The 23,101-nt window shown below is 69.4% G+C and carries 19 protein-coding genes; 14 read left to right on the top strand and 5 right to left on the bottom strand.

Features of this window, described 5'->3' with window-relative positions; all coding sequences use genetic code 11:
- Positions 1-16: 16 nt before the first annotated feature.
- The 4 genes from R9X41_RS16470 (at position 17) to R9X41_RS16455 (ending at position 3,772) form a co-directional block, all read left to right on the top strand.
- Positions 17-994: a tripartite tricarboxylate transporter substrate binding protein gene (locus R9X41_RS16470; protein WP_318631520.1), complete on the top strand. Its 978-nt coding sequence runs from the start codon at positions 17-19 to the stop codon at positions 992-994.
- A 19-nt stretch (positions 995-1,013) separates the two neighbouring features.
- A complete protein-coding gene (locus R9X41_RS16465; protein ID WP_318631519.1) occupies positions 1,014-2,291 on the top strand; it encodes a M28 family peptidase in 1,278 nt (425 codons plus the stop codon).
- A gap of 126 nt (positions 2,292-2,417) precedes the next feature.
- Positions 2,418-2,630, top strand: coding sequence for a hypothetical protein (locus R9X41_RS16460; RefSeq protein ID WP_318631518.1), 213 nt, complete (start codon positions 2,418-2,420; stop codon positions 2,628-2,630).
- A gap of 137 nt (positions 2,631-2,767) precedes the next feature.
- Complete coding sequence (locus R9X41_RS16455; protein WP_318631517.1) at positions 2,768-3,772, top strand: Bug family tripartite tricarboxylate transporter substrate binding protein; 1,005 nt, start codon at positions 2,768-2,770, stop codon at positions 3,770-3,772.
- Between the two features lie 7 nt (positions 3,773-3,779).
- On the opposite strand, the gene R9X41_RS16450 is transcribed toward R9X41_RS16455, so the two are convergent.
- Positions 3,780-6,779 (bottom strand): EAL domain-containing protein, encoded by a 3,000-nt coding sequence (locus R9X41_RS16450; RefSeq protein WP_318631516.1) that lies wholly within the window; start codon positions 6,777-6,779, stop codon positions 3,780-3,782.
- A gap of 18 nt (positions 6,780-6,797) precedes the next feature.
- The gene (locus tag R9X41_RS16445) at positions 6,798-7,118 is read right to left on the bottom strand and encodes a hypothetical protein (RefSeq protein ID WP_318631515.1); all 321 of its coding nucleotides are present in this window, start codon (positions 7,116-7,118) and stop codon (positions 6,798-6,800) included.
- 289 nt (positions 7,119-7,407) lie between these two features.
- Between R9X41_RS16445 and R9X41_RS16440 the strand changes: the two genes are divergently transcribed.
- Positions 7,408-9,486, top strand: a complete 2,079-nt coding sequence (locus R9X41_RS16440; RefSeq protein ID WP_318631514.1) for a hybrid sensor histidine kinase/response regulator — start codon at positions 7,408-7,410, stop codon at positions 9,484-9,486.
- A gap of 6 nt (positions 9,487-9,492) precedes the next feature.
- On the opposite strand, the gene xdhB is transcribed toward R9X41_RS16440, so the two are convergent.
- Both xdhB and xdhA read right to left on the bottom strand, forming a co-directional pair.
- Positions 9,493-11,916 (bottom strand): xanthine dehydrogenase molybdopterin binding subunit, encoded by a 2,424-nt coding sequence (gene xdhB, locus R9X41_RS16435; RefSeq protein ID WP_318631513.1) that lies wholly within the window; start codon positions 11,914-11,916, stop codon positions 9,493-9,495.
- A complete protein-coding gene (gene xdhA / locus R9X41_RS16430; protein WP_318631512.1) occupies positions 11,913-13,430 on the bottom strand; it encodes a xanthine dehydrogenase small subunit in 1,518 nt (505 codons plus the stop codon). Before xdhA ends, xdhB begins: the two co-directional genes overlap by 4 nt.
- Positions 13,431-13,613: 183 nt before the next feature.
- Between xdhA and R9X41_RS16425 the strand changes: the two genes are divergently transcribed.
- From R9X41_RS16425 to R9X41_RS16385, 9 genes are all read left to right on the top strand, one after another.
- Entirely contained in the window at positions 13,614-14,303 is a 690-nt protein-coding gene (locus R9X41_RS16425) for a GntR family transcriptional regulator (RefSeq protein ID WP_318631511.1), read from the top strand.
- A gap of 250 nt (positions 14,304-14,553) precedes the next feature.
- Entirely contained in the window at positions 14,554-15,648 is a 1,095-nt protein-coding gene (locus R9X41_RS16420; protein ID WP_318631510.1) for a BMP family ABC transporter substrate-binding protein, read from the top strand.
- A gap of 11 nt (positions 15,649-15,659) precedes the next feature.
- Complete coding sequence (locus tag R9X41_RS16415) at positions 15,660-16,283, top strand: flavin reductase family protein (protein WP_318631509.1); 624 nt, start codon at positions 15,660-15,662, stop codon at positions 16,281-16,283.
- Complete coding sequence (locus tag R9X41_RS16410) at positions 16,280-16,750, top strand: nucleoside deaminase (RefSeq protein ID WP_318631508.1); 471 nt, start codon at positions 16,280-16,282, stop codon at positions 16,748-16,750. The genes R9X41_RS16415 and R9X41_RS16410 overlap by 4 nt, the downstream gene beginning before the upstream one ends.
- A gap of 120 nt (positions 16,751-16,870) precedes the next feature.
- Positions 16,871-17,803, top strand: coding sequence for a LysR family transcriptional regulator (locus tag R9X41_RS16405; protein WP_318631507.1), 933 nt, complete (start codon positions 16,871-16,873; stop codon positions 17,801-17,803).
- A 51-nt stretch (positions 17,804-17,854) separates the two neighbouring features.
- On the top strand, positions 17,855-19,420 hold the full coding sequence (locus R9X41_RS16400; RefSeq protein ID WP_318631506.1) for an ABC transporter ATP-binding protein: 1,566 nt from the start codon (positions 17,855-17,857) through the stop codon (positions 19,418-19,420).
- Positions 19,413-20,504: an ABC transporter permease gene (locus R9X41_RS16395; protein WP_318631505.1), complete on the top strand. Its 1,092-nt coding sequence runs from the start codon at positions 19,413-19,415 to the stop codon at positions 20,502-20,504. Before R9X41_RS16400 ends, R9X41_RS16395 begins: the two co-directional genes overlap by 8 nt.
- 4 nt (positions 20,505-20,508) lie before the next feature.
- Positions 20,509-21,429, top strand: a complete 921-nt coding sequence (locus R9X41_RS16390; RefSeq protein WP_318631504.1) for an ABC transporter permease — start codon at positions 20,509-20,511, stop codon at positions 21,427-21,429.
- 53 nt (positions 21,430-21,482) lie between these two features.
- Positions 21,483-22,637, top strand: a complete 1,155-nt coding sequence (locus R9X41_RS16385; protein WP_318631503.1) for a BMP family ABC transporter substrate-binding protein — start codon at positions 21,483-21,485, stop codon at positions 22,635-22,637.
- An 81-nt stretch (positions 22,638-22,718) separates the two neighbouring features.
- Here the strand turns inward: R9X41_RS16385 and R9X41_RS16380 are convergent, their stop codons facing one another.
- Entirely contained in the window at positions 22,719-23,066 is a 348-nt protein-coding gene (locus R9X41_RS16380; RefSeq protein WP_318631502.1) for a hypothetical protein, read from the bottom strand.
- Positions 23,067-23,101: the final 35 nt, after the last annotated feature.

Here is a 23,101-nt window from a genome sequence, read left to right as displayed (position 1 = left end):
CGAGCAGGCCCGTTCCATGATTCCCTTTCGCCGCACCGTCGTCGCAGCACTCGCGCTGAGCTCCCTCCTGCTGGGCGCCGCCGCCCATGCTGCCTATCCGGACCAGCCGGTCCACATCGTCGTGCCCTATTCGCCGGGCGGCAGCTCCGACGTGATCGCCCGCGCCATCGGCGACGAGCTGGCCAAGGTGCTCGGCCAGCCGGTCATCGTCGACAACCGGGCCGGCGCCGGCTCGCTCATCGGCACCCAGTACGTCGCCCAGGACGCCGGCAACGGCTACACCCTGCTGCTGGCCGACGTGCCCTTCACCATCGTGCCGGCGCTCTACAAGGAGAAGGCCCGCTACGACGCCGAGAAGAACTTCGCGCCGATCGCGCTGCTCGGCGTGGCGCCGACCTACCTGTTCGTCAACAGCAAGTCGCCGATCTCCAGCGCGCAGGACCTGGTCAAGCGCGCCAAGGCGGCGCCCGACACGGTGTCCATCGGCTCCGGCGGCAACGGCTCGCTGACGCACCTGATGGCCGAGCTGTTCATGATCAACAGCGGCACCAGGTTGACCCACATTCCCTACAAGGGCGCGGCCGCCTCGGTCACCGACCTGGCCGCCGGCCAGATCGACGCGTCGTTCACCACCATGGCCAGCGCCAGTGCGCTGTTCCAGGCGGGCAAGCTGCGCGCCCTGGCGGTCAGCAGCGACCAGCGCCAGAAGGACACGCCCGAGGTGCCCACCTTCCGCGAGGCCGGCGTGCCGCGCATGGCGGTGGAGAGCTGGTGGGGCCTGATGGCGCCGGCCGGCACGCCCAAGGACGTGCAGGCCACGCTCGCCAAGGCCATGGCAAAGGTGATGGACACCACGGTGGTCAAGGCGCGCATGTCGGCCGTGGGCGTTTCGGCGCCCGCCGACGGCAACCCGCAGGCGCTGCAGAAGATCGTGAAGGCCGACCTGGTGCGCTGGCAGGACGTGATCAAGCGCGCCGACATCAAGATCGACTGAGACAAAAACGGACGACACCATGAAGAACGACAAGCGAGACATCTGGCTGGACGCGGCCGAACACGACCCGGCGCTGATGGCCGACTTCGGCGCGCTGTGCGCCTTCGGCGGCCGGCTGGCCGGCACGCCCGAAGAGGCTGCCGCCATGGCCTGGGCGATCGCGCGCATGGCCGAGATCGGCGGCGAGGTGCGCCGCGTCGAGGTGCCTTACGACGGCTGGCGCTGCCTGTCGGCGAGCCTGGCGCTGGAAGGCGGCGCCACGCTGGCCTGCAAGCCGCTGCTGCGCTCGGCCAGCACGCCGGCCGAGGGGCTGAGCGGCGAGGTGATCGATCTGGGTGCCGGCCGCACCGAGGATTTCGACCGCGTCGGCGACGCGGTGCGTGGCCGCATCGTGCTGGTGCGCCACGAATACCCGTTTTCGCCGCGCCACATGCACCGCCGCCGCAAGTACGACCTGGCCGTGGCGCGCGGCGCCGCCGGTTTTCTCATCGCCAATCCGCTGCCCGGTCGCGGCCTGCTGTCGGGCTCCTCCGGCCGGGCGGTCGATGGCGCGGGCATTCCGGCCGCCTACATCGACGACGCCTCCTGCCAGGCCCTGGTGGCCGCCGGGCCGCACGCACGCGTGCGGCTTTTCGTGGCCGGTGAAGAGCTGCGCGGCTCGCAGGCCGGCATCGGCGTGCTCGACCTGCCCGGCGGCAGCGGCCGCAGCATCGTGATCAGCGCCCACATGGACGGACACGACCTGGGCCAGAGCGCGCTGGACAACGCCACCGGGGTGGCCGTGGCGCTGGCCGCGGCACGCGCGCTGGCGCCGCGCATCGGCGCGGGCACGCACGGCCTGCGCGTCTGCCTGTTCTCCGCCGAGGAATGGGCGCTGGCTGGCTCCGCGCAATACCTGGCTGCCATGGAGCCCGCCGAGCGCGATCGCCTGGCGCTGGACATCAACCTCGACACGGTGGCCGGCGACGAACGCCTGACCGCGCTGATCAGCGACTTTCCCGGCCTGGCCCCGTTCGTGGCCGGCGCTGCCGCCGCCTCCGGCGTACCGGTAGACAGCTACCTGCCGCTGATGCCCAACTCCGACCACGCCAACTTCGCCCGCCACGACATTCCCGCGCTGCGGCTGGTGGCCGGATTCGACCGGGAGGATTCGCGGGTCAACCACATCCTGGGCGGCGGCGACGTGCCGGCGGTGGTGGAAGAAACCGAACTGCGGCGCGCCCTGCGCGTGACCTGCGCCATGGCCGATGCGGCGCTGGCCATGTCGGACGAGGCGCTGGCCGGCCTGCGCCGCTGACCGCGCATGGTGTCGTCGCAGTCAGGGCCTTCAAGCCTTGATACAAGCTTGGCGTGATTCCATCATTCAATCGGTGCCGAAACCCGCGCGCGCGGGAAACGAACACCACAGAACGAGGAGCTCTCCATGCCGCAATTCGCCACCGTGACGGGGCAAGTCACCTACATGCCGGGTGACGGCACGCCGATCAAGGTCCCCAAAGGGCGCATCGAAGTCGAACTGGCGCCCGACAGCGCCATCCTGAGCTGGGAACAGGCCGACGGCGTGGTCGGCTCGGCGGCCATTCCACGCACCCAGTTCGACGAATACGTGGAGGCCGGCAGCATCGAGCTGGAATAGCCGGCGATACGGGCCGCCGCCCGGGCGGGTGGTCCGGAAAATGCTCGGTGTGACCGGGGAGGCCTTCTCGCCCGGTCGCGCCAGCACTGCGATCGGGGCGGCATCCCCGTGTCCAACCGACCGCAGGAAGCCCGCCCATGTTCCAGTTTCTCGACCGCCGCCCCGCGTCGCTTCGCCGCCGCCTGGGGCTGGCGGCGCTGTTTGCCGCCATCGCCTTGCCCGTCGCCGCCCAGGCGCAGGAAAAATTCCCGACCAAGCCGATCCATGTGGTCGTGCCGTTTCCGCCCGGCGGCATCAACGACACCGTCGCCCGGCCCATCCTCAAGAAAATGGGCGAGCTGATGAACATCGGCTTCGTCATCGACAACCGGCCCGGCGCCAGCGGCACCATCGGCACCGCCTCGGTGGCCCGCGCCGATCCCGACGGCTACACCCTGCTGCTGGGCGCGGCCAGCACCATGGCGGTGGTGCCGCACATGATGAAGTCGGTGCCGTATTCGTCCTCGCGCGACTTCGCGCCCATCGGCGGACTGGCCTCGGTGCCCAGCGTGATGATCTCTGGCCGCCCGGAAAAATACCCCGACTTCGCGGCCGTGCTGGCCGACCTGAAGAAGCGTCCGGGCGAAGCCACCTACGGCTCGGCCGGCCCCGGCACCTCGCACCACACGCAGATGTCGTTCCTCAATCTGGAGCTCGGCACCTCGATGCTGCACGTGCCCTACAAGGGCAGCGGCCCGGCCATGGCCGACCTGCTCGGCGGCCAGATCGATTTTCTGATGGACCCGCTGCCCACCACCATCACCCAGGTCGGCTCGGGCAAGATCGTGCCGATCGCCATCACCAGCGCCAAGCGCTCTGCGCTGCTGCCCAACGTGCCGACCTTCATCGAGCTCGGTGTGAAGGGGTTCGAGGTCAGCACCTGGTTCGGCCTGTTCGCGCCGGTCAAGACGCCGCCGGCCGTGCTGGCCGCGCTGACCGATGCGCTGTCGGCCGCCCTGGCCGACCCCGCCATCGTGCAGGCGATGGCTTCGCGCGGCATGGATCCGCTGACCAAGAACCCGGCGGAGATGGCGCGCTACGTGGCCGACGAGAACATGCTGTGGAAAGGCGTGATCGAGAAGACGCGGATCGGGCTCGACTAGCGCCGTTTCAGGCTGGCTTGCGCCAGGGCGCCGCGCCGATCAGCGCCTGCGCCTGGTCGGCCGGCAGCGCGCGGGCGAACAGCCAGCCCTGCGCCGCCTGCACGCCGAGCTGCTCCAGCAGCGCGGCTTGCGACTCGTCTTCCACCCCTTCGGCCAGGATCTGCTTGTCGAGCGCCAACGCCAGGCCGACGATGGTGCGCACGATTTCCTGCGCCTCACGCCCGGCGCCCAGGCGCATCACGAAGCTGCGGTCGACCTTGAGCGTGTCGAACGGAAAGCGGTGCAGGTAGGCGAGCGACGAATACCCGGTGCCGAAGTCGTCGATCGACAGCTTGTAGCCCAGGCGCGCGAGCTGCTGCAGCAGTTCGGCGCTGCGCTGCGGGTTGGCCATGGCGATGCTTTCGGTCACCTCCAGCTTGAGCTGTCGCGCCGGCACCGGCCCCAGGGCGAGCAGGGCGGCTTCGGCATCGGCGAGCAGTTCGTCGTCGTGGGCCAGCTGCACGCCGGAAATGTTGACCGCGACCTCGCCGGTGAAGCCCAGCGGTGCCCAGCGCCGCAGCTGGGCGGCGGCTTCGAGCAGCGTCCAGCGTCCGATGGCGTTGATTTGCCCGCTGGCCTCGGCCACCGGGATGAAGTCGCCCGGCATGATCAACCCGCGCTCGGGATGCTGCCAGCGGATCAGCGCCTCGAAGCCGAGCAGCGCGCGGTCGGACAAACGCACGAAAGGCTGGTAGTGCAGGCGGAACTGGTCGCCTGCGAGCAGGGCCAGGTCGATGTTCTCGCGCATCCAGCGGCGGCCCTGTTCCTGGCGTTGCTCGGCCGGATCGAAGGCGTGGATCTGGTCCGGACCACGCGCCTTGGCACGGGCGAGCGCGTCTTCGGCGGCGGCCATCAATTCGTCGGCCGTCTGCAGGCCGGCGGCGCAATGCGCCCAGCCGATGCTGGCGGTGAGGCTCAGCACCTGCTGGCCGACCGGGAAGCCGGCCGACAGGCTCTCGCGTGCCCAGGCTAGCAGGCCCGGCGAGGCGACGGCCGGTGCGCGCGCGGAGGTGCCGAAGGCGACGCCGAATTCGTCCGGGCCGATACGCGCGCAGGTGAGCGGCCGGCCGTCGCGAAAACGCAGCCGGCGGGCGAGCTCCATCAGCACCATGTCGCCCGCCTGCGTGCCCTGCGCCTCGTTGAAGGCGCGAAAGCCGTCCAGGCCCAGCACCAGCATGCCCACATCGCGACGCTCGTTGCCCGACAGCATCTGGATGAGCTGCTCGCGGAACAGGCTGCGGTTGGGCAGGCCGGTCAGGCGGTCGTGCATCGCGTCGAAGCGCAGCTGTTGCTGCAGGCGCTGCGGCTCGCTGATGTCGGTGAGCGAGCCGGCCATGCGCACCGGTCGGCCGGCCTCGCGGATGGCCACGCCGCGTGCCAGCAGCCAGCGATCCTGGCCGCCCTGGCGGAAGGCCAGCACATGATGGAACTGCAGGCTGCGGCCTTCCAGGTGCTGGGTCAGAGCGTCGTCGAAGCCCTGGGCGGCGGCGCGCGGCAGCGGCACCGTCCAGGCGCGCATGCCGGCCGCGGCGGTGGCCGACAGGCCCATCAGCGTGCGCCAGCGCTCGGAGAAGAAGACCCGGTCGCGCGCGATGTCCCAGTCCCACAGACCGTCGTTGGCGCCGCTGGCGGCCAGGGCATAGCGTTCTTCGCTGCTGCGCAGGGCCGCCAGCGCCGCCTCGCGCCGCGCACGTGTCGCGCCTGCGCGCAGGGCGAAGGTGCCGAGCAGCGCCAGCACCAGGGCCAGCGCGGGATACGCCCAGAACACGAATTCGTTGTCGCTGACGAAGCGCCATTGCAAGGCGCCGACCAGCGCTCCCAGCAGTGCCACCAGGGCGCCGAGCGCGCGCCGCAGCGGCAGGGTGGCGATGAGCACGATGGCCAGCACCGGCAGCGCCGCCATCGCGGCGACTTCGGCCCGCGCTGCCCAGGCCGGGCGGCTCAGCACCCGCCGGCTCAGGATGTTGTCGACCACTGTGGCGAGCCGGTCGAGCTCGGGCAGTGCTTCGTCGAAAGGCGTGGCGAACCGGTCGCCCGAGCCCGGCGGCCAGGCGCCGATCAGCACGATGCGGCCACGCACCGCCGCGCGCGGAACGGCGCCGTCGAGCAGTTCGGCCAGGCTGCGGCTTTCGAAGGTGCCGGCCGGGCCGTAGTGGTTGATCCATTGGCGCGAGGCTTCGTCGACCGGCACCTGGATGCCGCCGATCCGGGCCGCATCGCCGAAGCGCATTTCGGCGCCGCGCCATTCCTGGCCGGCGGCGTTGGCCGCGATGCGCAGGGCCAGCGACGGGTAGGCCCTGCCGTCCAGCGCCAGGCCCGGCATGTCGAAGCGCGCGGTGGCGCCGGTACCGCGCGACTCGCCGGCGTGGCCGAGTGCGTCGGCCGCGGTGGCCAGGTCCGGCTGCGGCGCGACCAGCCGCACCGGGCGCTGCGCTGCGGCGTCGGCCGCCTCGCCGTTGGCGACGCGACCGAATGCGCTGTCGAGGATGTCGCGCGTGGGAGCGGAATCGACGCCGGGCGCGCCGTTGGTCGGCAGCGCGAAGGGGATCAGCACATTGCCGGCCGCCTGCATCGACCGGGCCAGCGCGGTGTCGCCGGAGGGGTCGATGCGGGAGGACGCGGGCAGCAGCAGATCGAGCGCGATCACCGCCGCGCCGTCGCTCTTGAGCCGGTTGATGGCGGCGGCCAGTTGGCGGCGGTCGGTCGCGGCGTCGAAGTGGCCGGGGCTTTCTTCATCGGGGCCCAGCAGCAGGATCGGATGGAGCGGATCGGGGGCCAGCGGGCCGCGCGCGCGCATCTGCAGATCGAGCGCGGCCGACTCGACGCGCTCGAGCACCGGCAGGCGGCTCCGCACGGTCCACAGCGACAGCGTCACGGCACAGGCCAGCAGCGCCACCATGCCGAAACCCAGGATTTCGCGCGGCCCGGGGCGACGACCGGCAGAGAGTGCGAGGCGACTATGCGGCATCGAAGGTTGGACGGCTCGTCAGCGGGCGCGCCGCTGGGCCGGGTTCGGCGACTCGCGGTCGGCGTTCACGTCTTCGACCCACATGCCGAGTTCATTGACCAGGCGGATCGTCACGCCGTCGATGTAGCTGCGGGTTTGCCGGGTGCCGGGGTTGTCGAGTGCGAAGCGGCCCGCCACCTCCAGCCGGTGGCCGGCGCATTTCTGCGAGGCGACCTGGGCGGCCGACTGGGCGTCGTTGACCTTGCGGAAATCGGCCGGGAGGTTCATCGCGATGCAGAGCCGGTAGGACTCGACCACGGCACGCAGCTCGGGGGACTCGGCGGCGTCCGGCGCAGCCATCACCGCCGGGGTGGCGCAAGACAGGACAGCTGTCAGAAAAAACGCAAGAGAAGGGGCGCGAAGGGTGCGCTGGCTACGGGTCATCGGTGGCGAACTGGAAAAACAGGGGATGGACGCGAGACCATCCGGAGGGCGCAATCTTCCCACGGGGGCGACGATGCGCACGCGTCGACGCGACTTTGGCGGGGTTTTTGACAGCGGCCAATGCGTTTTGACCCCGGTCTTGTAGGATCAGAGCGACATTCGGCGCCGTCGATTCCAGGCGATTCGCCCCTGCCTCCAACCCACCATGACACCAGCTTCGGAAGACATCCGTCCGGCGCCTGCCGACACCTTTCCCGCGCACAGCGGCCTGATGAGCGAACGGGTGCGCCTGTTCGACTGGTCCGCCACGCCGCTCGGCCCTATCGCCGGCTGGCCGAGCTGCCTGCGCATCGCCTGCGACATGATCCTGGCCTCGCACTTTCCCAAGGCGCTGGTGTGGGGGCCGCGACGCATCACCCTGTACAACGATGCCTTCCGCCCCATCCTCGGCCAGAAGGCAGAGGCGCTGGGCCGGCCTTTCGACGACGTGTGGAGCGAAGCCTGGGACACGCTCGCGCCGGTGGTGGACCGCGCCTTCGATGGCGAGGCGACCTATATCGAGGACTTCGCGCTGCCGGTGAACCGGTCCGGCTTCGTGGAGGAAGCGTTCTTCACCTTCTGCTACAGCCCGGTGCGCGACGAGGCGGGCGTGGTGCGCGGCATGGTCGACACGGTGATCGAAACCACCGGCAAGGTGGCCGCCCAGCGGCAGTTGGCGCAGTACGCCGACGGCCTGAGCCGCGAGGTGGCCGACCGCACCGAAGACCGCGACCGGCTCTGGCGCCTGTCCACCGACCTGATGGCAGTGCTCGACACCGACGGCCGTTTGGCCGCGGCCAACCCGGCCTGGACCGGCGTGCTCGGCTGGCCGGCCGCGCAGCTGGTGGGCGACGCGCTCGACGGCCTGCTGCATCCGGACGACCGCGACACGGTGCTGATCGCGCTGGAGCGCCTGCGCGGCGACGTGGCCACCGTGCGCTTCGAATGCCGGCTCAAGCACCGCGAGAGCGGCTGGCACCTGCTGCTGTGGACGGCGGTGGCCGACGACGGCTGCGTACACCTCGTCGGCCGCGACATGACGGCCGAGCGCGATGCGTCGGAGGCGCTCAAGCGCAGCGAGGCGGCGCTCTACCAGTCGCAGAAGATGGAAAGTGTCGGCCAGCTCACCGGCGGCGTGGCGCACGATTTCAACAACCTGCTGCAGGTGGTGTCGGGCAACCTGCAGCTGCTCGGCCGCATGGTGGCCGGCCAGGAGCGCGGCGAGAAGCACATCGCCAACGCGATGGCGGCGGTGAGCCGGGGCGCCAAGCTCACCAGCCAGCTGCTGGCCTTCGCGCGGCGCCAGCCGCTGGAACCCAAGGTGGTCAACATCGGCCGCTTCGTCACCGGCATGGACGACCTGCTGCGCCACAGCCTGGGCGAAACCATCGAGGTCGAGACGGTGGTGGCCGGCGGGCTGTGGAACACGCTGGTCGATCCTTCGCAGGTGGAGAACGCACTGCTCAACCTGGCGATCAACGCGCGTGACGCCATGGGCGGCGTCGGCCGGCTGACCATCGAAGCGGGCAACGCCATGCTCGACGACGACTACACGCGCCACCACCCCGAGCTGGAGTCCGGCCAGTACGTGATGCTGGCAGTGACCGACACCGGCAGCGGCATGCCGCCCGAGGTGCTGGCCAAGGTGTTCGAACCCTTCTTCACCACCAAGCCCGAGGGCAAGGGAACCGGGCTGGGCCTGTCGATGGTCTACGGCTTCGTGCGGCAGTCGGGCGGTCACGTCAAGCTCTACAGCGAGTTGGGCCAGGGCACGACGGTCAAGCTCTACCTGCCGCGCGCGATGCAGGCCGAAGACGTGGTGGTCGCCGAACGGGCGCGGCCGGTGGTCGGCGGCGAGGAGACCATCCTGGTCGCCGAGGACGACGACGAAGTGCGCGCCACGGTGGTCGAGATGCTCGAGCGGCTGGGCTACCGGGTGCTGCAGGCGCGCGACCCGGCTTCGGCGCTGGCGATCATCGAGAGCGGCATCGCGATCGACCTGCTGTTCACCGACGTGGTCATGCCCGGCACCATGCGCAGCCCCGAACTCGCCCGCCGTGCGCGCGAGCGGCTGCCGGGCATCGCAGTGCTGTTCACCTCGGGCTATACCCAGAACGCCATCGTGCATGGCGGCCGGCTCGACGCCGGGGTGGAGCTGCTCGGCAAGCCCTACACCCAGGACGCGCTGGCGCTGCGGGTGCGCAAGCTGCTCGACCAGCGGCTGCTGGCCCGGTCGGAGGCTTGAGCCGGATCAGTCCACGCCGCCGAGCGCGCGCAGCACGCTCTCGGCCGTGGCCGGTGCCCGCAGCACCACGGCTTGCCCGTCGGCCCGGCCGGCGGCCACCGCCTCGCGCAATGCTTCGTAGACGCTGATCGCCAGCATGAAGGGCGGCTCGCCCACGGCCTTGCTGCCGAAGACGTTGTCCTCGCGGTTGGCCTCGGGCCACAGCTCCACGTTGAAGTGCGCCGGAATGTCGCCGGTGGCCGGAATCTTGTAGGTGCTCGGTGCGTGGGTGGTGAGCAGGCCCTTGGCGTTCCAGACCAGCTCTTCGGTGGTCAGCCAGCCCATGCCCTGCACGAAGCCGCCCTCGATCTGGCCGACGTCGATCGCCGGATTGATGCTGCGGCCCACGTCGTGAAGGATGTCGACCTTGAGCACGCGGCTCTCGCCGGTGAGGGTGTCGATGGCGACCTCGGTGCAGGCGGCGCCGTACGAGAAGTAATAGAACGGCCGACCGGTGAGTGTGTGCTTGTCGTAGTGGATCTTGGGCGTGCGGTAGAAGCCGTCGCTCCAGAGCTGCACCCGTGCGGCGTAAGCCAGGCCCACGCAGTCGGCGAAGGCGCGCGACTGCGTGGGCGTGACGATGGCGCCGGCATGAAAGCGCACCTCGCGTGGCTCGCAGCCGTCGATGCCGGCCACGAAGGCCGCGATGTTGTCGCGCACCTGGCGCGCGGCGAACTGCGCGGCGCGGCCGTTGAGGTCGGTGCCGCTGGAGGCGGCGGTGGCCGAGGCGTTGGGCACCTTGGCGGTGTCGCTGGCGGTCATGCGGATGTCGCCGAAATCCAGGCCCAGCTCGTCGGCCACGATCTGCGCCACCTTGGTGTGCAGGCCCTGGCCCATTTCGGTGCCGCCGTGATTCACCTGCACGCTGCCGTCGGTGTAGACGTGCACCAGCGCACCCGCCTGGTTGAACAGCGTGGCGGTGAAGGAAATGCCGAACTTCACCGGCGTGATGGAGATGCCGCGCTTGAGCACCGGGCTGCTCGCGTTCCAGCGGGCGATCTCGGCGCGTCGACGGCGGTAGTCCGAGCCCTGCTCCAGGGTGGAGATGAGGGGCCGCAGGATGTTGTCTTCCACCGTCATCTGGTAGTGGGTGACATTGCGATCTTCGATGCCGTAGAGGTTGCGCAGGCGCACGTCGAGCGGGTCGAGGCCGAGGTGGCGGGCGATGTCGCCGAGGATCGCCTCGATCACGACCACGCCCTGCGGCCCGCCGAAGCCACGGTAGGCGGTGTGGCTCTGGGTGTTGGTCTTGCAGCGGTACGAGCGCACCACCACGTCCGACAGGTAGTAGGCGTTGTCGGCATGGAAGATGGCGCGGTCGGCCACCGGGCCGGAGAGGTCGGCCGAGAAGCCGCAGTCGGCCAGCATGGTGATGTCGAGGGCGGTCAGCAGGCCGTCGTCGTCGAAGCCGGCCTGCCAGTCGTAGTCGAAGGGGTGGCGCTTGCCGGTGATCATGAAGTCGTCGTCGCGGTCGAGCCGCAGCTTGACCGGCTGGCCGGTCTTGCGCGCGGCCAGCGCCGCCCACACCGCCAGGTGGCCGGCCTGGGTTTCCTTGCCGCCGAAGCCGCCGCCCATGCGCCGGCATTCGACCCGCACCGCATGGTTGGCGATGCCCAGCGCATGCGCCACCCAGTGCTGCACCTCACCAGGGTGCTGGGTGCTGGAGTGGATCCACCACTGGTCCTGCTCCAGCGGCAGGGCGTAGGCGATCTGGCCCTCCAGGTAGAAATGCTCCTGGCCGCCGACCTTCAGGCTTCCCGACAGCGTGTGGCGTGCCTGGGCCAGCGCGCCGGGCGCGTCGCCGCGCGCCACGGTGATCGGCGGCAGCACGTAGCTAGCAGCGGCGTGGGCCTCCCGCGGGGTCATGACGGCGGGCAGGGGATCGATGTCGAGCAGCACCTTGCGGGCCGCGCGCCGGGCGTCCATGGCGGTGCGGGCCACCACCACGCCGACCACCTGGCCGATGTGCTGCACCGTCTCGAAGGCGAAGACCGGCTCGTCGTGGGCGAAGGCGGCCAGCATCTTGTCGCCGGTCACGTCGTGGTGCAGCACCACGTCGACCACGCCGGGCATGGCCAGCGCGGCGGCCGGGTCGATGCCGCGCAGCCTGCCGTGGGCCACGGTCGACAGGATGGGCGCTGCGTGCAGGGTACCGCGCACTTCGGCGATGTCATCGATGTAGGTGGCGCCGCCGGCGACCTGGGCACGGGCGCTCTCGTGCGCCTGCGAGGTGCCCGCGACACGCGCCTGCACGGCGGGCGTGGCGGGCAGGGCGCCGGCGGGCGGTGGCAGGAAGGCGGCGGTGGCGTCGGCGACCGCGTCGGCGGCGATGGCGCGCGGGTCGTCCTCGGCGTCGCGGCTGAGGGGGGCTTGCTGGTCGCGGGTGTTCATGCGGTGAGCTCCACGATGTCGATGGAGGCCAGGCTCGCGCCGGCCTGGCCCTGGCTCTCGCGCCAGAAGCGCTGCAGCAGGTTGCCCAGCAGCACCGAGCGGTAGGCGCTGCTGGCGCGCATGTCGGAAATGGGGCTGAACTCTGCTTGCAACGCGGCGCCGGCGGCCGTGGCGGCCTCGGCCGACCACGGCCGGCCGACGAGGGTGGCCTCGGCGTCGCGTGCCCGGGCGGGCGTGGCGGCGACACCGCCGGCGCCGATCGAGGCGTGCGCCACCACCCCGTCGCGCAGCACCAGGCGGATGGCCAGGCAGACGGCGGAGATGTCGTCGTCCTGCCGTTTGCTGACCTTGTAGGCCCGCAGGAATTCATCGTCGGCCGCGGGCGGCACGTCGATGAAGGCGACGATCTCGTCGGCGGCGATCACGTTCTGCCGGTAGCCGGTGTAGAGCGATTCCAGCGGCAGGGCGCGCTGCCCGCGCACGCTGGCCAGCACCACCTGCGCGTCGAGCGCGATCAGCAGCGGCATCGAGTCGCCGATGGGCGAGCCGTTGGCCACGTTGCCGCCCAGGGTGCCGGAGTTGCGCACCGGCAGGCCGGCGAAGCGGGCGGCGAAGTTCTGCAACTGCGGCCGGGTGGCGCACAGGGCGGCGTAGGCGTCCTGCAGGTTGACGGCCGCGCCGATGCGCAGCCCGCCGCCGGGCAGCGGTTCGACCCGGCGCAGCTCGGCCGCGCGGGTCACGTCGAGCACCTGGGCGAATTGCCGGTGCTGCTTGGTGATCCACAGGCCGACGTCGGTGCAGCCGGCGACGATCTGCGCATGGGGGCGTTCGGCGCGGGCCTGCAGCAGACTGGCGAGCGTGGCCGGGGCCTGGTAGCCTTCGGTGCCCTGCGGCGGATGGGCCAGGGCGCCGAGTTGCGACAGCAGCGCGGCTTCGTCCACCGCCACGCGCGGCAGGGTTTCCATGCGCTGCGCGGCATCGAAGATCGGCCGGTAGCCGGTGCAGCGGCAGAGGTTGCCGGAGAGGTCTTCCTGCGCCTGGGCGCGGCTGATCGACTGGCCGGGCACGACACGGTTCTGGTACATGCCGAACAGGCTCATCACGAAGCCGGGCGTGCAGAAACCGCACTGCGAGCCGTGGCAGGCGACCATGGATTCCTGGGCCGGGTGCAGGCAGCCGGGGGGCGGGGCGGCGTCTCCACCCGCCGGCCGGATCAAGGGATCGGTCGCGAGGTCTTCCACCGTCCACAGCGCCATGCCGTCGATGGAATGCGCCAGCCGGATGCAGCTGTTGATGGCGCGGTAGGTGATGGCGGGCTGGCCGTTCGTGTCGGTGGCGCGTTCGCCGAGCACCACGGTGCAGGCGCCGCAGTCGCCTTCGCCGCAACCTTCCTTGGTGCCGGTGTGGTGCAGGTCTTCCCGCAGCAGGTCGAGCAGGGTGCGGTCGGGGGCGACGTCGTGCAGGGTCACCCGCTTGCCGCGTCGGATGAAGGTGAGGGGGCGCGTGGTCGTCATGCGATTTGCTCGTTCGTGGTGTTCGGAAGCATGCCTCGGTTTGTAGCCGCAGGCGGCCGCGCAGCCATAAGGCGGCGGGTATAACGGTGATGCGTGCCGCGCTCTAACGCGCAGCGCCCGGTCGCCTCCCGTCGATATACTGCGCCGCCGCCGGCGGTCCGGCCAGCACCCACCGCAAGCGCGATGCCAACCCCCACCGCTCCCCGCAAGTCTCCCACCCCCAAGGCCGGCCCGGCCGCCGTGACGCTGGACCGCACCGTCTACGACACGCTGTTCGACGAAGTGATGCACGGCCGCCTGCGCCCGGGCGAGAAGCTCGGCGAGGCGGCGTTGTGCGACCGCTTCGGTGTCAGCCGCACCGTGGTGCGCCAGGCACTGCACCGGCTGGCCGAGCAGCGGGTAGTCGACATCGTGACCAACAAGGGCGCGGCGGTGGCCATGCCCGGCCCGGCCGAGACGCGCGACGTGTTCGCCGCCCGCCGCCTGATCGAGGCCGGCATCGTGCGCGCGGTGGCCCGGCGCATCACCCACGGCGAGGTGGAGCGGCTCAAGCAGCGCCTGCAGGCCGAACACGACGCGCTGCACACGCAGGACCACGGCCGCTGGGTGGCACTGGCGGGCGGTTTTCACCTGGCGCTGGCCGAGCTCTCCGGCAACCGGGAGCTGCAACGCATCCTGACCGAGCTGATGACCCGCTGTTCGCTCATCGTGGCCCTGTACGAGGCGCCGGGCGACGCCACCTGCGAGCACGAGGAACACGAGCAACTCGTGGACCTGCTGGCATTGCGCGACGGCGACCGTGCGGCCGAGGCGATGGACCTGCATCTGCTGGCGCTGGAAAACCGGCTGCGCGTGCCGGCCGTGGCGGACTGAAGTCCGGGCCTTTTTTCGTTTCGATTCCTGCGTCGTTCTGGTGCGACCCACCCAATGCGGTGCGGTTGTATGCGCCATCGTGGACAATTCGCCCTGGATTAGATTTGTATACAAAAACAAGAATACTTTAAATATTTGATTTAAAACAAAAATATTGATTTTTGTGTCTGGCATGAAGACTGCATGTATACAAAATCGCGATGGACGGTCTGTCGCGTTTCCCTCCGCGAGAACATCAGGAGCTTTCGCCATGCAACGTCGCCAACTACTCGCCTCCGCCCTGTCCGGCGCCGGCGCCCTTTCGCTCACCGGCCTGCCACTGGCCGCCCATGCCGCAGCGCCGGCCAAGCCGCTGAAGATCGGTTTCGTCTATTCCGGCCCCGTGTCGGACGTCGGCTGGACCTACCAGCACGACCTCGGCCGCAAAATGGTCGAGAAGGAATTCGGTGCCCAGGTCAAGACGGTGTTCGTCGAGAGCGTGCCTGAAGGGCCGGACGCCGAGCGCGTCATCCGCGACCTGGCTGGCGACGGCTGCGGCATGGTGTTCACCACTTCCTTCGGCTTCATGGAGCCGACGATCCGGGTCGCGCCGGATTTCCCCGAGGTGGCCTTCGAGCACTGCTCGGGCTACAAGATGGCGCGCAACGTCGGCATCTACCAGACCCGCTTCTACGAGGGCGCCTACCTGCTGGGCACCATTGCCGGCCGCATGACCAAGACCAACGTGCTGGGCTACGTGGCGCCGTTCCCCATCCCCGAGGTGATCCGCAATCTCGACGCTTTCGTGCTCGGCGCCCGCAGCGTGAACCCCAAGGTGACGGCCAAGGTGGTGTGGATCAGCAGCTGGTACGACCCGGCCCGCGAGCGCGAAGCCGCGCAGACGCTGGCCAACCAGGGCGCTGACACCTTCTACCAAAACACCGACTCGCCCGCGGTGGTGCAGCTGGCCGAGAGCAAGGGCCTCTACGCCTTCGGCCAGGACTCCGACATGAGCCGCTTCGGCGCGAAGTCGCACCTCACCGGCAACGTGCTGAACTGGGGCGTGTATTACGTGCACAAGGTACGCCAGAAGTTGGCCGGCCAGTGGAAGGCCGAGGACACCAAGTGGGGCATGAAGGAGGGTATCGTGCAGCTCGCGCCGCTCAACCCGGTGCTGCCCAAGGACGTGGCCGCATCGGTGGAAAAGAACCGCGCGGCCATCGTGGCCGGGACCTTGCTTCCCTTTGCCGGGCCAATCACCGACCAGGCCGGCAAGGTGCGTGTCGCGGCCGGGCAGGGCCTGGCCGACGACGAACTCTGGAAGATGAAGTTCTACGTCAACGGCATCGTCGGTTCCCAGCCCTGACCACGGTTTCTATGGACATCGATTTCTCGCAGCTCACCGCCTACCAGCGCTACAAGCTCATGGCCAGCCTGATCGTCCCCCGGCCGATCGCGCTGATCACCACGCTGGGCGCGGACGGCACGGTCAACGCCGCGCCTTTCAGCATGTTCAACATGGTGGGCGAGGATCCGCCGGTGGTGATGTTCAGCATCAACAAGCTGGAGACCGGGCCGCAGAAGGACACGGTGGTCAACGTGCTGCGCACCGGCGAGTTCGTGGTGCATCTCACCGACGAGGCCATGGCCGCGCGCATGCATGCCTGCGGCGACACGCTGCCGCCGCACGAGAGTGAACTTGCCCATGCCGGACTGACGCCGGTGCCCTCGCGCAGCGTGGCGCCGCCGCGCATCGCCGAGGCGCCGGTCGCCTTCGAATGCGTGACCCACGAAACGCTGGAAACCGCCAGCCGCTACGTGTTCATCGGCCGGGTGCAGTACCTGGCGGTGCGCGAGGGGCTGGTCGACACGACCACCTGGCGCGTGCGCCTGGAGGACTACCACCCGGTCGGGCGCTTCGGCGCCGATCTCTACATGACGACCGCGGGCCGATTCACCGCCGCCGAGGCACAGGACGCAGGAATGCTCGAACCCAAATGACCACCATCGATTTCAGCGAACTCGACCACCACGCGATGCGCCTGGCCATCGACGCCTCGCGCAAGGCCCTGGCCGCCGGCAACAACCCCTTCGGCGCGACCCTGGTGTCGCCCGAGGGTGAGGTGATGCTGGTGTCGGAGAACAACCAGACCACCACGGCCGACTGCACCGGCCACGCCGAGATGGTGCTGGTGCGCGATGCGAGTGCGCGTTTCGGCCTGCCAGCCTTGCGCGGCGCCACCGTCTACGCCAGTGGCGAGCCCTGCCCGATGTGCGCCGGCGCCATGTACTGGGCCGGCATCTCGCGCGTGGTGTACGGCGCCACCAGCGAGGACATCCGCTCGGCGCTGGGCTCCAGCGGACTGCCTTCCTCGTGCACCTACCTGCTGCGCCGGGCGACGCCGCCGGTCAGGGTGGACCCGGAATTGCTCCGCGAGGAAGCGGCCTCGGCGCTGCGCGGCGGATAGACGGCATTACCAGCCCGATACACGGCGGAACCGGTACATTTGCCGGCCCCGCATCTTCGCTATGCCGCCGGGCGCCATCGCGCATACGTATTGGCATATGAGAGGAATGCAGGCACCGCTATGAGAGACCAGGCCCTTTTCGACAAGATCGACCTCCATCTGATAAGGGTCTTGCACACCGTGCTGATGGAACGAAGCGTATCGAGGGCCGCCGTACGGCTGGGCATGCACCAGCCCGCGGTATCCGCATCGCTCAAGCGCCTGCGCGACCTGGCCGACGATCCGCTGCTGGTGCGCTCGGGCACCGGCATGGCCCCGACCGACGCCGGCCTGCGCATGGTGGAGCCGGCGGCGCGCATATTGCAGGCCGCCGAAATGCTGTTCAGCGACGCGCGCGGCTTCGATCCGCAGACCGCCGCGCTCACCTTCCGGATCGCGGCCAGCGACTACCTCGATCCTTTCTTCCTGCCGCAGCTGATGGCCATGCTCAAGCAGCAGGCGCCGCTGTGCCGGGTGGAGATCTTTCCGCTGTCGGCCGACGCCCACTACCACGGCCACCTGGCGCAAGGCGACATCGACGTGGTGGTCGGCAACTGGTCACGCCCGCCCGACGACCTGCACATGGGCCGGCTCTTCGGCGACGACGTGGTGTGCCTGGTCGCCCGCGACCATCCGGCGGTGCGGCGCGGCTGGGACGAGGCCGCCTGGCTGCAGGCCGAGCACATCGCGCCCACGCCGATGCACCCCGGCGCGCGCGGCATCATCGACGAGCATCTGCAGTCGATCGGGCTGCAGCGCAACATCGCCGCCCGCTGCGCGCATTTCAGCCTGGTGCCCGAGATGGTGGCCCGGAGCTTGCTGGTGCTGACCACCGGACGGCAGTTCTGCCAGCGCTACCTGAAGCACCTGCCGCTGGAGGTGCTGGAGCCGCCGGTGGCCTTTCCGCGCCTGCTGTACTACCAGCTCTGGCATGCGCGCACGCACACCTCGGCATCGGCGGCCTGGCTGCGCGAGCGCATCCGGACGGTGGCCGGCGCGCTGCGCAAGGAATGAGCGCCGGGTTTTCTTAAGATCACACGAACAACGACGAACCACCGCTTGCGCATGAAACCAGTCAACCCGCCACCCGGCATTCCGCCCGTGCCCCGCCTGCAGCTCGAAGGCATCACCAAGCGCTATCCGGCGGTGGTGGCCAACAGCGACGTCTCGCTCACGGTGCTGCCCGGCCAGACCCACGCGGTGCTGGGCGAGAACGGCGCGGGCAAGTCGACGTTGATGAAGATCATCTACGGCTCGGTCAAGCCCGACGAAGGCTCGGTGCGCTTCGACGGCAAGCCGGTGCTGGTGAAGAACCCGCAGGAGGCGCGTGGCCTGGGCATCGCGATGGTGTTCCAGCATTTCAGCCTGTTCGACACCATGACCGTGGCCGAGAACGTGTGGCTGGGCCTGGATCGCTCGGTGCCGCTGGCCACCGTCACCGAACGCATCGCCGCCAAGGCGGCCGAATACGGGCTCGACATCGACCCGCTGCGGCCGGTGCACACCCTGTCGGTGGGCGAGATGCAGCGGGTGGAGATCATCCGCGCGCTACTGACCGACCCGCGCCTGCTCATCCTCGACGAGCCCACCTCGGTGCTGACGCCGCAGGCGGTGGAGAAGCTCTTCGTGGTGCTGAAGAAGCTCGCGTCGGAGGGCTGCAGCATCCTCTACATCAGCCACAAGCTGCACGAGATCCGCGAGCTGTGCACCGCCTGCACCGTGCTGCGCGGCGGCAAGGTGACCGGGGTCTGCAACCCGACGGAAGAATCCAACGCCTCGCTCTCGCGCCTGATGATCGGCGCCGAACCGCCGGCGCTGGAGCACCGGGCTTCCAAGGCCGGCGCGGCGGTGCTCACGGTGAAGGGCCTGAGCCTGGCCAAGGGCTCGGTCTTCGGTGTGGACCTGGACGACGTGGCGCTGCATGTGCGCTCGGGCGAGGTGGTGGGCATCGCGGGCGTGTCGGGCAACGGCCAGCAGGAATTGCTCTACGCGCTGTCCGGCGAAGACACCCGCGCGGCGCCGTCGGCGGTGGAGATTTCCGGCGTGCCGGTCGGCCGGCTCGGCCCCACGCAGCGCCGCAAGCTCGGCCTGCAGTTCGTGCCCGAGGAGCGGCTGGGCCGCGGCGCGGTGCCCACGCTGGGCCTGGCGCACAACCTGCTGCTCACACGCGGCGACGCGGTGGGCGCGGGCGGCTGGCTGAAGCTCGGGCCGCTGCAGGCGCAGGCGGCCGACATCATCCGCCGGTTCAACGTGAAGGCGGGCGGGCCGAACGCGCCGGCCAAGTCGCTGTCGGGCGGCAACCTGCAGAAATTCATCGTCGGCCGCGAGATCGACGCCAGGCCCAGGCTGCTCATCGTGTCGCAGCCGACCTGGGGCGTGGACGTGGGCGCGGCCGCGCAGATCCGCGGCGAGATCCTGGCCCTGCGCGACGCCGGTTGCGCGGTGCTGGTGGTGAGCGAGGAACTGGACGAACTCTTCGAATTGAGCGATCGCATGCATGTCATTGCCAAGGGGCGCCTGTCGCCTTCCGTTGCCCGGGCCGAGGCCACGGTGGAGAAGATCGGCCAGTGGATGAGCGGCCTGTGGGAAGACGCCCCGGCCGCCGCCGTGCAGGGAGCCGCCCATGCTTAAGCTCGAGGCGCGGCCGCAGCCGTCGAAGTTCTGGACCTACGGCTCGCCGCTGCTGGCGCTGGCCGTGACGGTGCTGGTCGGGGTGATCCTGTTCTCGTCGCTCGGCAAGGATCCGATCCGCGGGCTGCAGGTTTTCTTCTGGGAGCCGATCAAGACGCAGTACGCCATCGGCGAACTGGTGGTCAAGGCGACGCCGCTGCTGCTGATCGCCCTCGGCCTGGCGGTGTGCTTTCGCTCCAACGTGTGGAACATCGGCGCGGAAGGGCAGTTCGTGATCGGCGCGGTGGCTGCCGGTGGCGTGGCGCTGATGGCCGACAAGAGCACCGGGCCGTGGATCGTGCCGGTGATCCTGCTGGCGGGCGTTGCCGGCGGCATGGCATGGGCCGGGCTGGTGGCGCTGTTGCGCGACAAATTCAACGCCAGCGAGATTTTGGTGAGCCTGATGCTGGTGTATGTGGGCGTGCTGGTGCTGGGCTACCTGGTCTACGGGCCGTGGAAAGACCCGATGGGCTACAACTTCCCGCAGACACGCAACTTCGACGCAGTGACGCAGATCCCCAAGCTGATGAAGGGATCGCGCATGAACATCGGCGTGATCATCGCGCTGGTGGGGGTGGCGGCGCTGTGGATCTTTCTGTTCCGCACCCGGGCGGGCTTCTCGCTGCAGGTCGGCGGGCTGGCGCCGGCAGCGGCGCGTTACGCGGGTTTTTCGTCGCGCAAGGCGCTGTGGACCGCGTTGCTGATTTCCGGCGGCGCCTCGGGCCTGGCGGGTGGCCTGGAAGTGGCCGGCCCCATCGGCCAGCTCACGCCTTATGTGCCGGCGGGCTACGGCTTCGCGGCGATCATCGTGGCCTACGTGGGGCGGCTGCACCCGGTGGGCATGGTGCTGTCGGCGGTGCTGATGAGCATGTTCTATATCGGCGGCGAACTGGCGCAGTCGCGACTGGGCTTGCCGAAATCGTTGACGGGTGTGTTCCAGGGGCTGCTGCTGTTCGCGCTGCTGGCTTGCGACACGCTGGTGGCCTATCGCATCCGGCGCGTCAAACGACAAGCCGCCGTCGTCCATACCGTCGCGGGAGCTTGACCAGATGGATTCGTACGCATTGCTTCTGGCGGCGACCTTGTCGGCCGGCACCGTGCTGGCCATCGCCGCGCTGGGTCTGCTGATCAACGAGAAGGCCGGCATCGTCAACCTGGGGGCCGAGGGGATGATGCTCTGCGCGGCCATCGCCGGCTTCGCGGCGACGGTGCACACGGGCAGCTACTTGGTCGGCCTCTTGGCCGGCATGCTGGCGGGCGCCGTGCTGGCCGGTATCTTCGGGCTGCTGGTGATCTGGCTCAACACCAACCAGTACGCCACCGGGCTGGCGCTGTCGCTCTTCGGCACCGGTTTCTCGGCCTTCATGGGCATCAGCTACGTGCAGGCCAAGCTGCCGGAAAGCGGGAGTTATTCGATTCCGGTGCTGGGCGACATTCCCTTCGTGGGGCCGGCGCTGTTCCGCCAGCATCCGATGGTGTATGCGGCCATGCTGATCGCCGCCGGGCTGATCTGGTTCCTCTACCGCACGCGGGCCGGGCTGGTGCTGCGCTCGGTCGGCGAGTCGCCCGAATCGGCGCACGCGCTGGGCTACCCGGTGCGACGCATCCGGCTGGCGGCGGTGGTGGCGGGCGGCGCGCTGTGCGGGCTTTCGGGCGCCTACATCTCCACCGTCTATACGCCGCTGTGGGTGGAGGGCATGGTGGCCGGGCGCGGCTGGATCGCGTTGGCCCTGACCACCTTCGCCACCTGGCGGCCGGCCCGGGTGCTGCTGGGCGCCTACCTGTTCGGCGGGGTGACCATGCTGCAGTTCCACCTGCAGGGCATCGGTGTCGACGTGCCGAGCCAGCTGCTGAGCATGCTGCCCTACGTGGCCACCATCGCGGTGCTGGCGCTGATCTCGCGCAACCCGGCGTGGATCAAGGCGAACATGCCGGCTTCCCTGGGCAAACCCTTCTACCCGGGCTCCTGACGAGCCCGGATATTGCTTTAGTTCCAACGATCAACAACCGAGAGAGAGAAGACATGACCGAGATCACCAAGCGTTCGCTGCTGAACGTCGCCGCCGCCGCCGCCATGGCGGCAGCGCTGGCTGGCTGCAGCAAGACGGAAGCGCCGGCACCCGCGCCCGCCGCACCGGCTCCCGCGCCGGCAGCGGCCGCGCCGGCACCCGCATCGGCACCGTTGAAGATCGCTTTCGCCTATGTCGGCCCGGTGGGCGACGGCGGCTGGTCCTTCGCGCACGACAACGGCCGCAAGGCGCTCGAGAAGGAATTCGGCGACAAGATCGTCACCAGCTTCGTCGAGAGCGTGCCCGAGTCGGCCGACGCCGAACGCGTGCTGCGCGACATGGCCAGCCAGGGCAACAAGATGGTGTTCGGCACCACCTTCGGCTACATGGAGCCGATGCTCAAGGTCGCGGCCGACTTCCCGGACACGCGCTTCGAACACGCCACCGGCTACAAGACCGCGGCCAACATGCGCACCTACGACAGCCGCACCTACGAAGGCGCCTACATGGCCGGCGTGATCGCGGGCGCGATGACCAAGACCAACACCCTGGGCATCGTCGGCTCGGTGCCGATCCCCGAGGTGATCCGCAACATCGACAGCTTCACCATGGGCGCGCAGAGCGTGAACCCGAAGGTCAAGACCAAAGTGGTGTGGGTCAACGAATGGTTCAGCCCGCCCAAGGAAACCGAGGCCGCCACTTCGCTGATCAACGGCGGCGCCGACATCCTGTTCCAGAACACCGACTCGCCGGCCGTGCTCAAGACAGCGCAGGAAAAGGGCAAGCGCGCCTTCGGCTGGGATTCGGACATGACCGCCTACGGCCCCAAGGCCCACCTGGCGTCTTCGATCATCAACTGGGGCCCGTACTACATCAAGACGGTGAAGGACCAGATGGAAGGCACCTGGACCACCGGCAGCAGCTGGTGGGGCGTGAAGGAAGGCACGATCGACCTGGTGTCCATCGCCGACGACGTGCCGGCCGAGATCAAGGCCAAGGTCGAGGAGATCAAGGCGGGCCTGAAGGCCGGCACCTTCTCGATCTGGAAGGGCCCGATCATGGACAACACCGGCAAGGAAGTGCTGGCCAAGGACGCCGTGGCGGACGACAAGTTCCTGAGCGGGGTCAAGTTCTACGTGCAGGGCGTCGAAGGCAAGGTGCCGAACTGATCGCACGGCCGACCCGGCGGTCGGCAACGCCATGAAAAATGCCCGCCAGGCACTGCCTGGCGGGCATTTCGTTTGGATGGTTCAGCGGGTCGTGACGGTGTCGCAGCCCTTGGTCTTGCGGGCGTCGATCAGGGATTTCATCCGGTCCTTGGCGCTGGTCACCGCCGAATTCTTCTCCATCACGTTGCCGATGCCGAAGTCGCCCATGAAGGACAGCACGCTGCGACCGTCGAAGCTGCTTTCCCGGTCGATGTGGTCGAGGAAGCCCTGCACCTTGGCCTGTTCCAGGTCGATCTCGCGGCAGGTCATGGTGCTCTGCTCGAACGGGGTGAAGTCGGGTTGCCGGCCGTAATTCTTGGTGGCGCAGCCTTGCAACGCGAGCAGAGTGAGCACGGAGAAGACGGCCGATAGCGGAAACTGGTGGTTCATGAACGCTCCCTTTAAGTGATCAGTCACTATAGGAA

The organism is Xylophilus sp. GOD-11R, assembly GCF_033546935.1.
Taxonomy (GTDB): domain Bacteria; phylum Pseudomonadota; class Gammaproteobacteria; order Burkholderiales; family Burkholderiaceae_C; genus Xylophilus.
The sequence above is the reverse complement of the archived record's forward strand: the minus strand, read 5'-3'. Positions and strand labels throughout refer to the sequence as shown.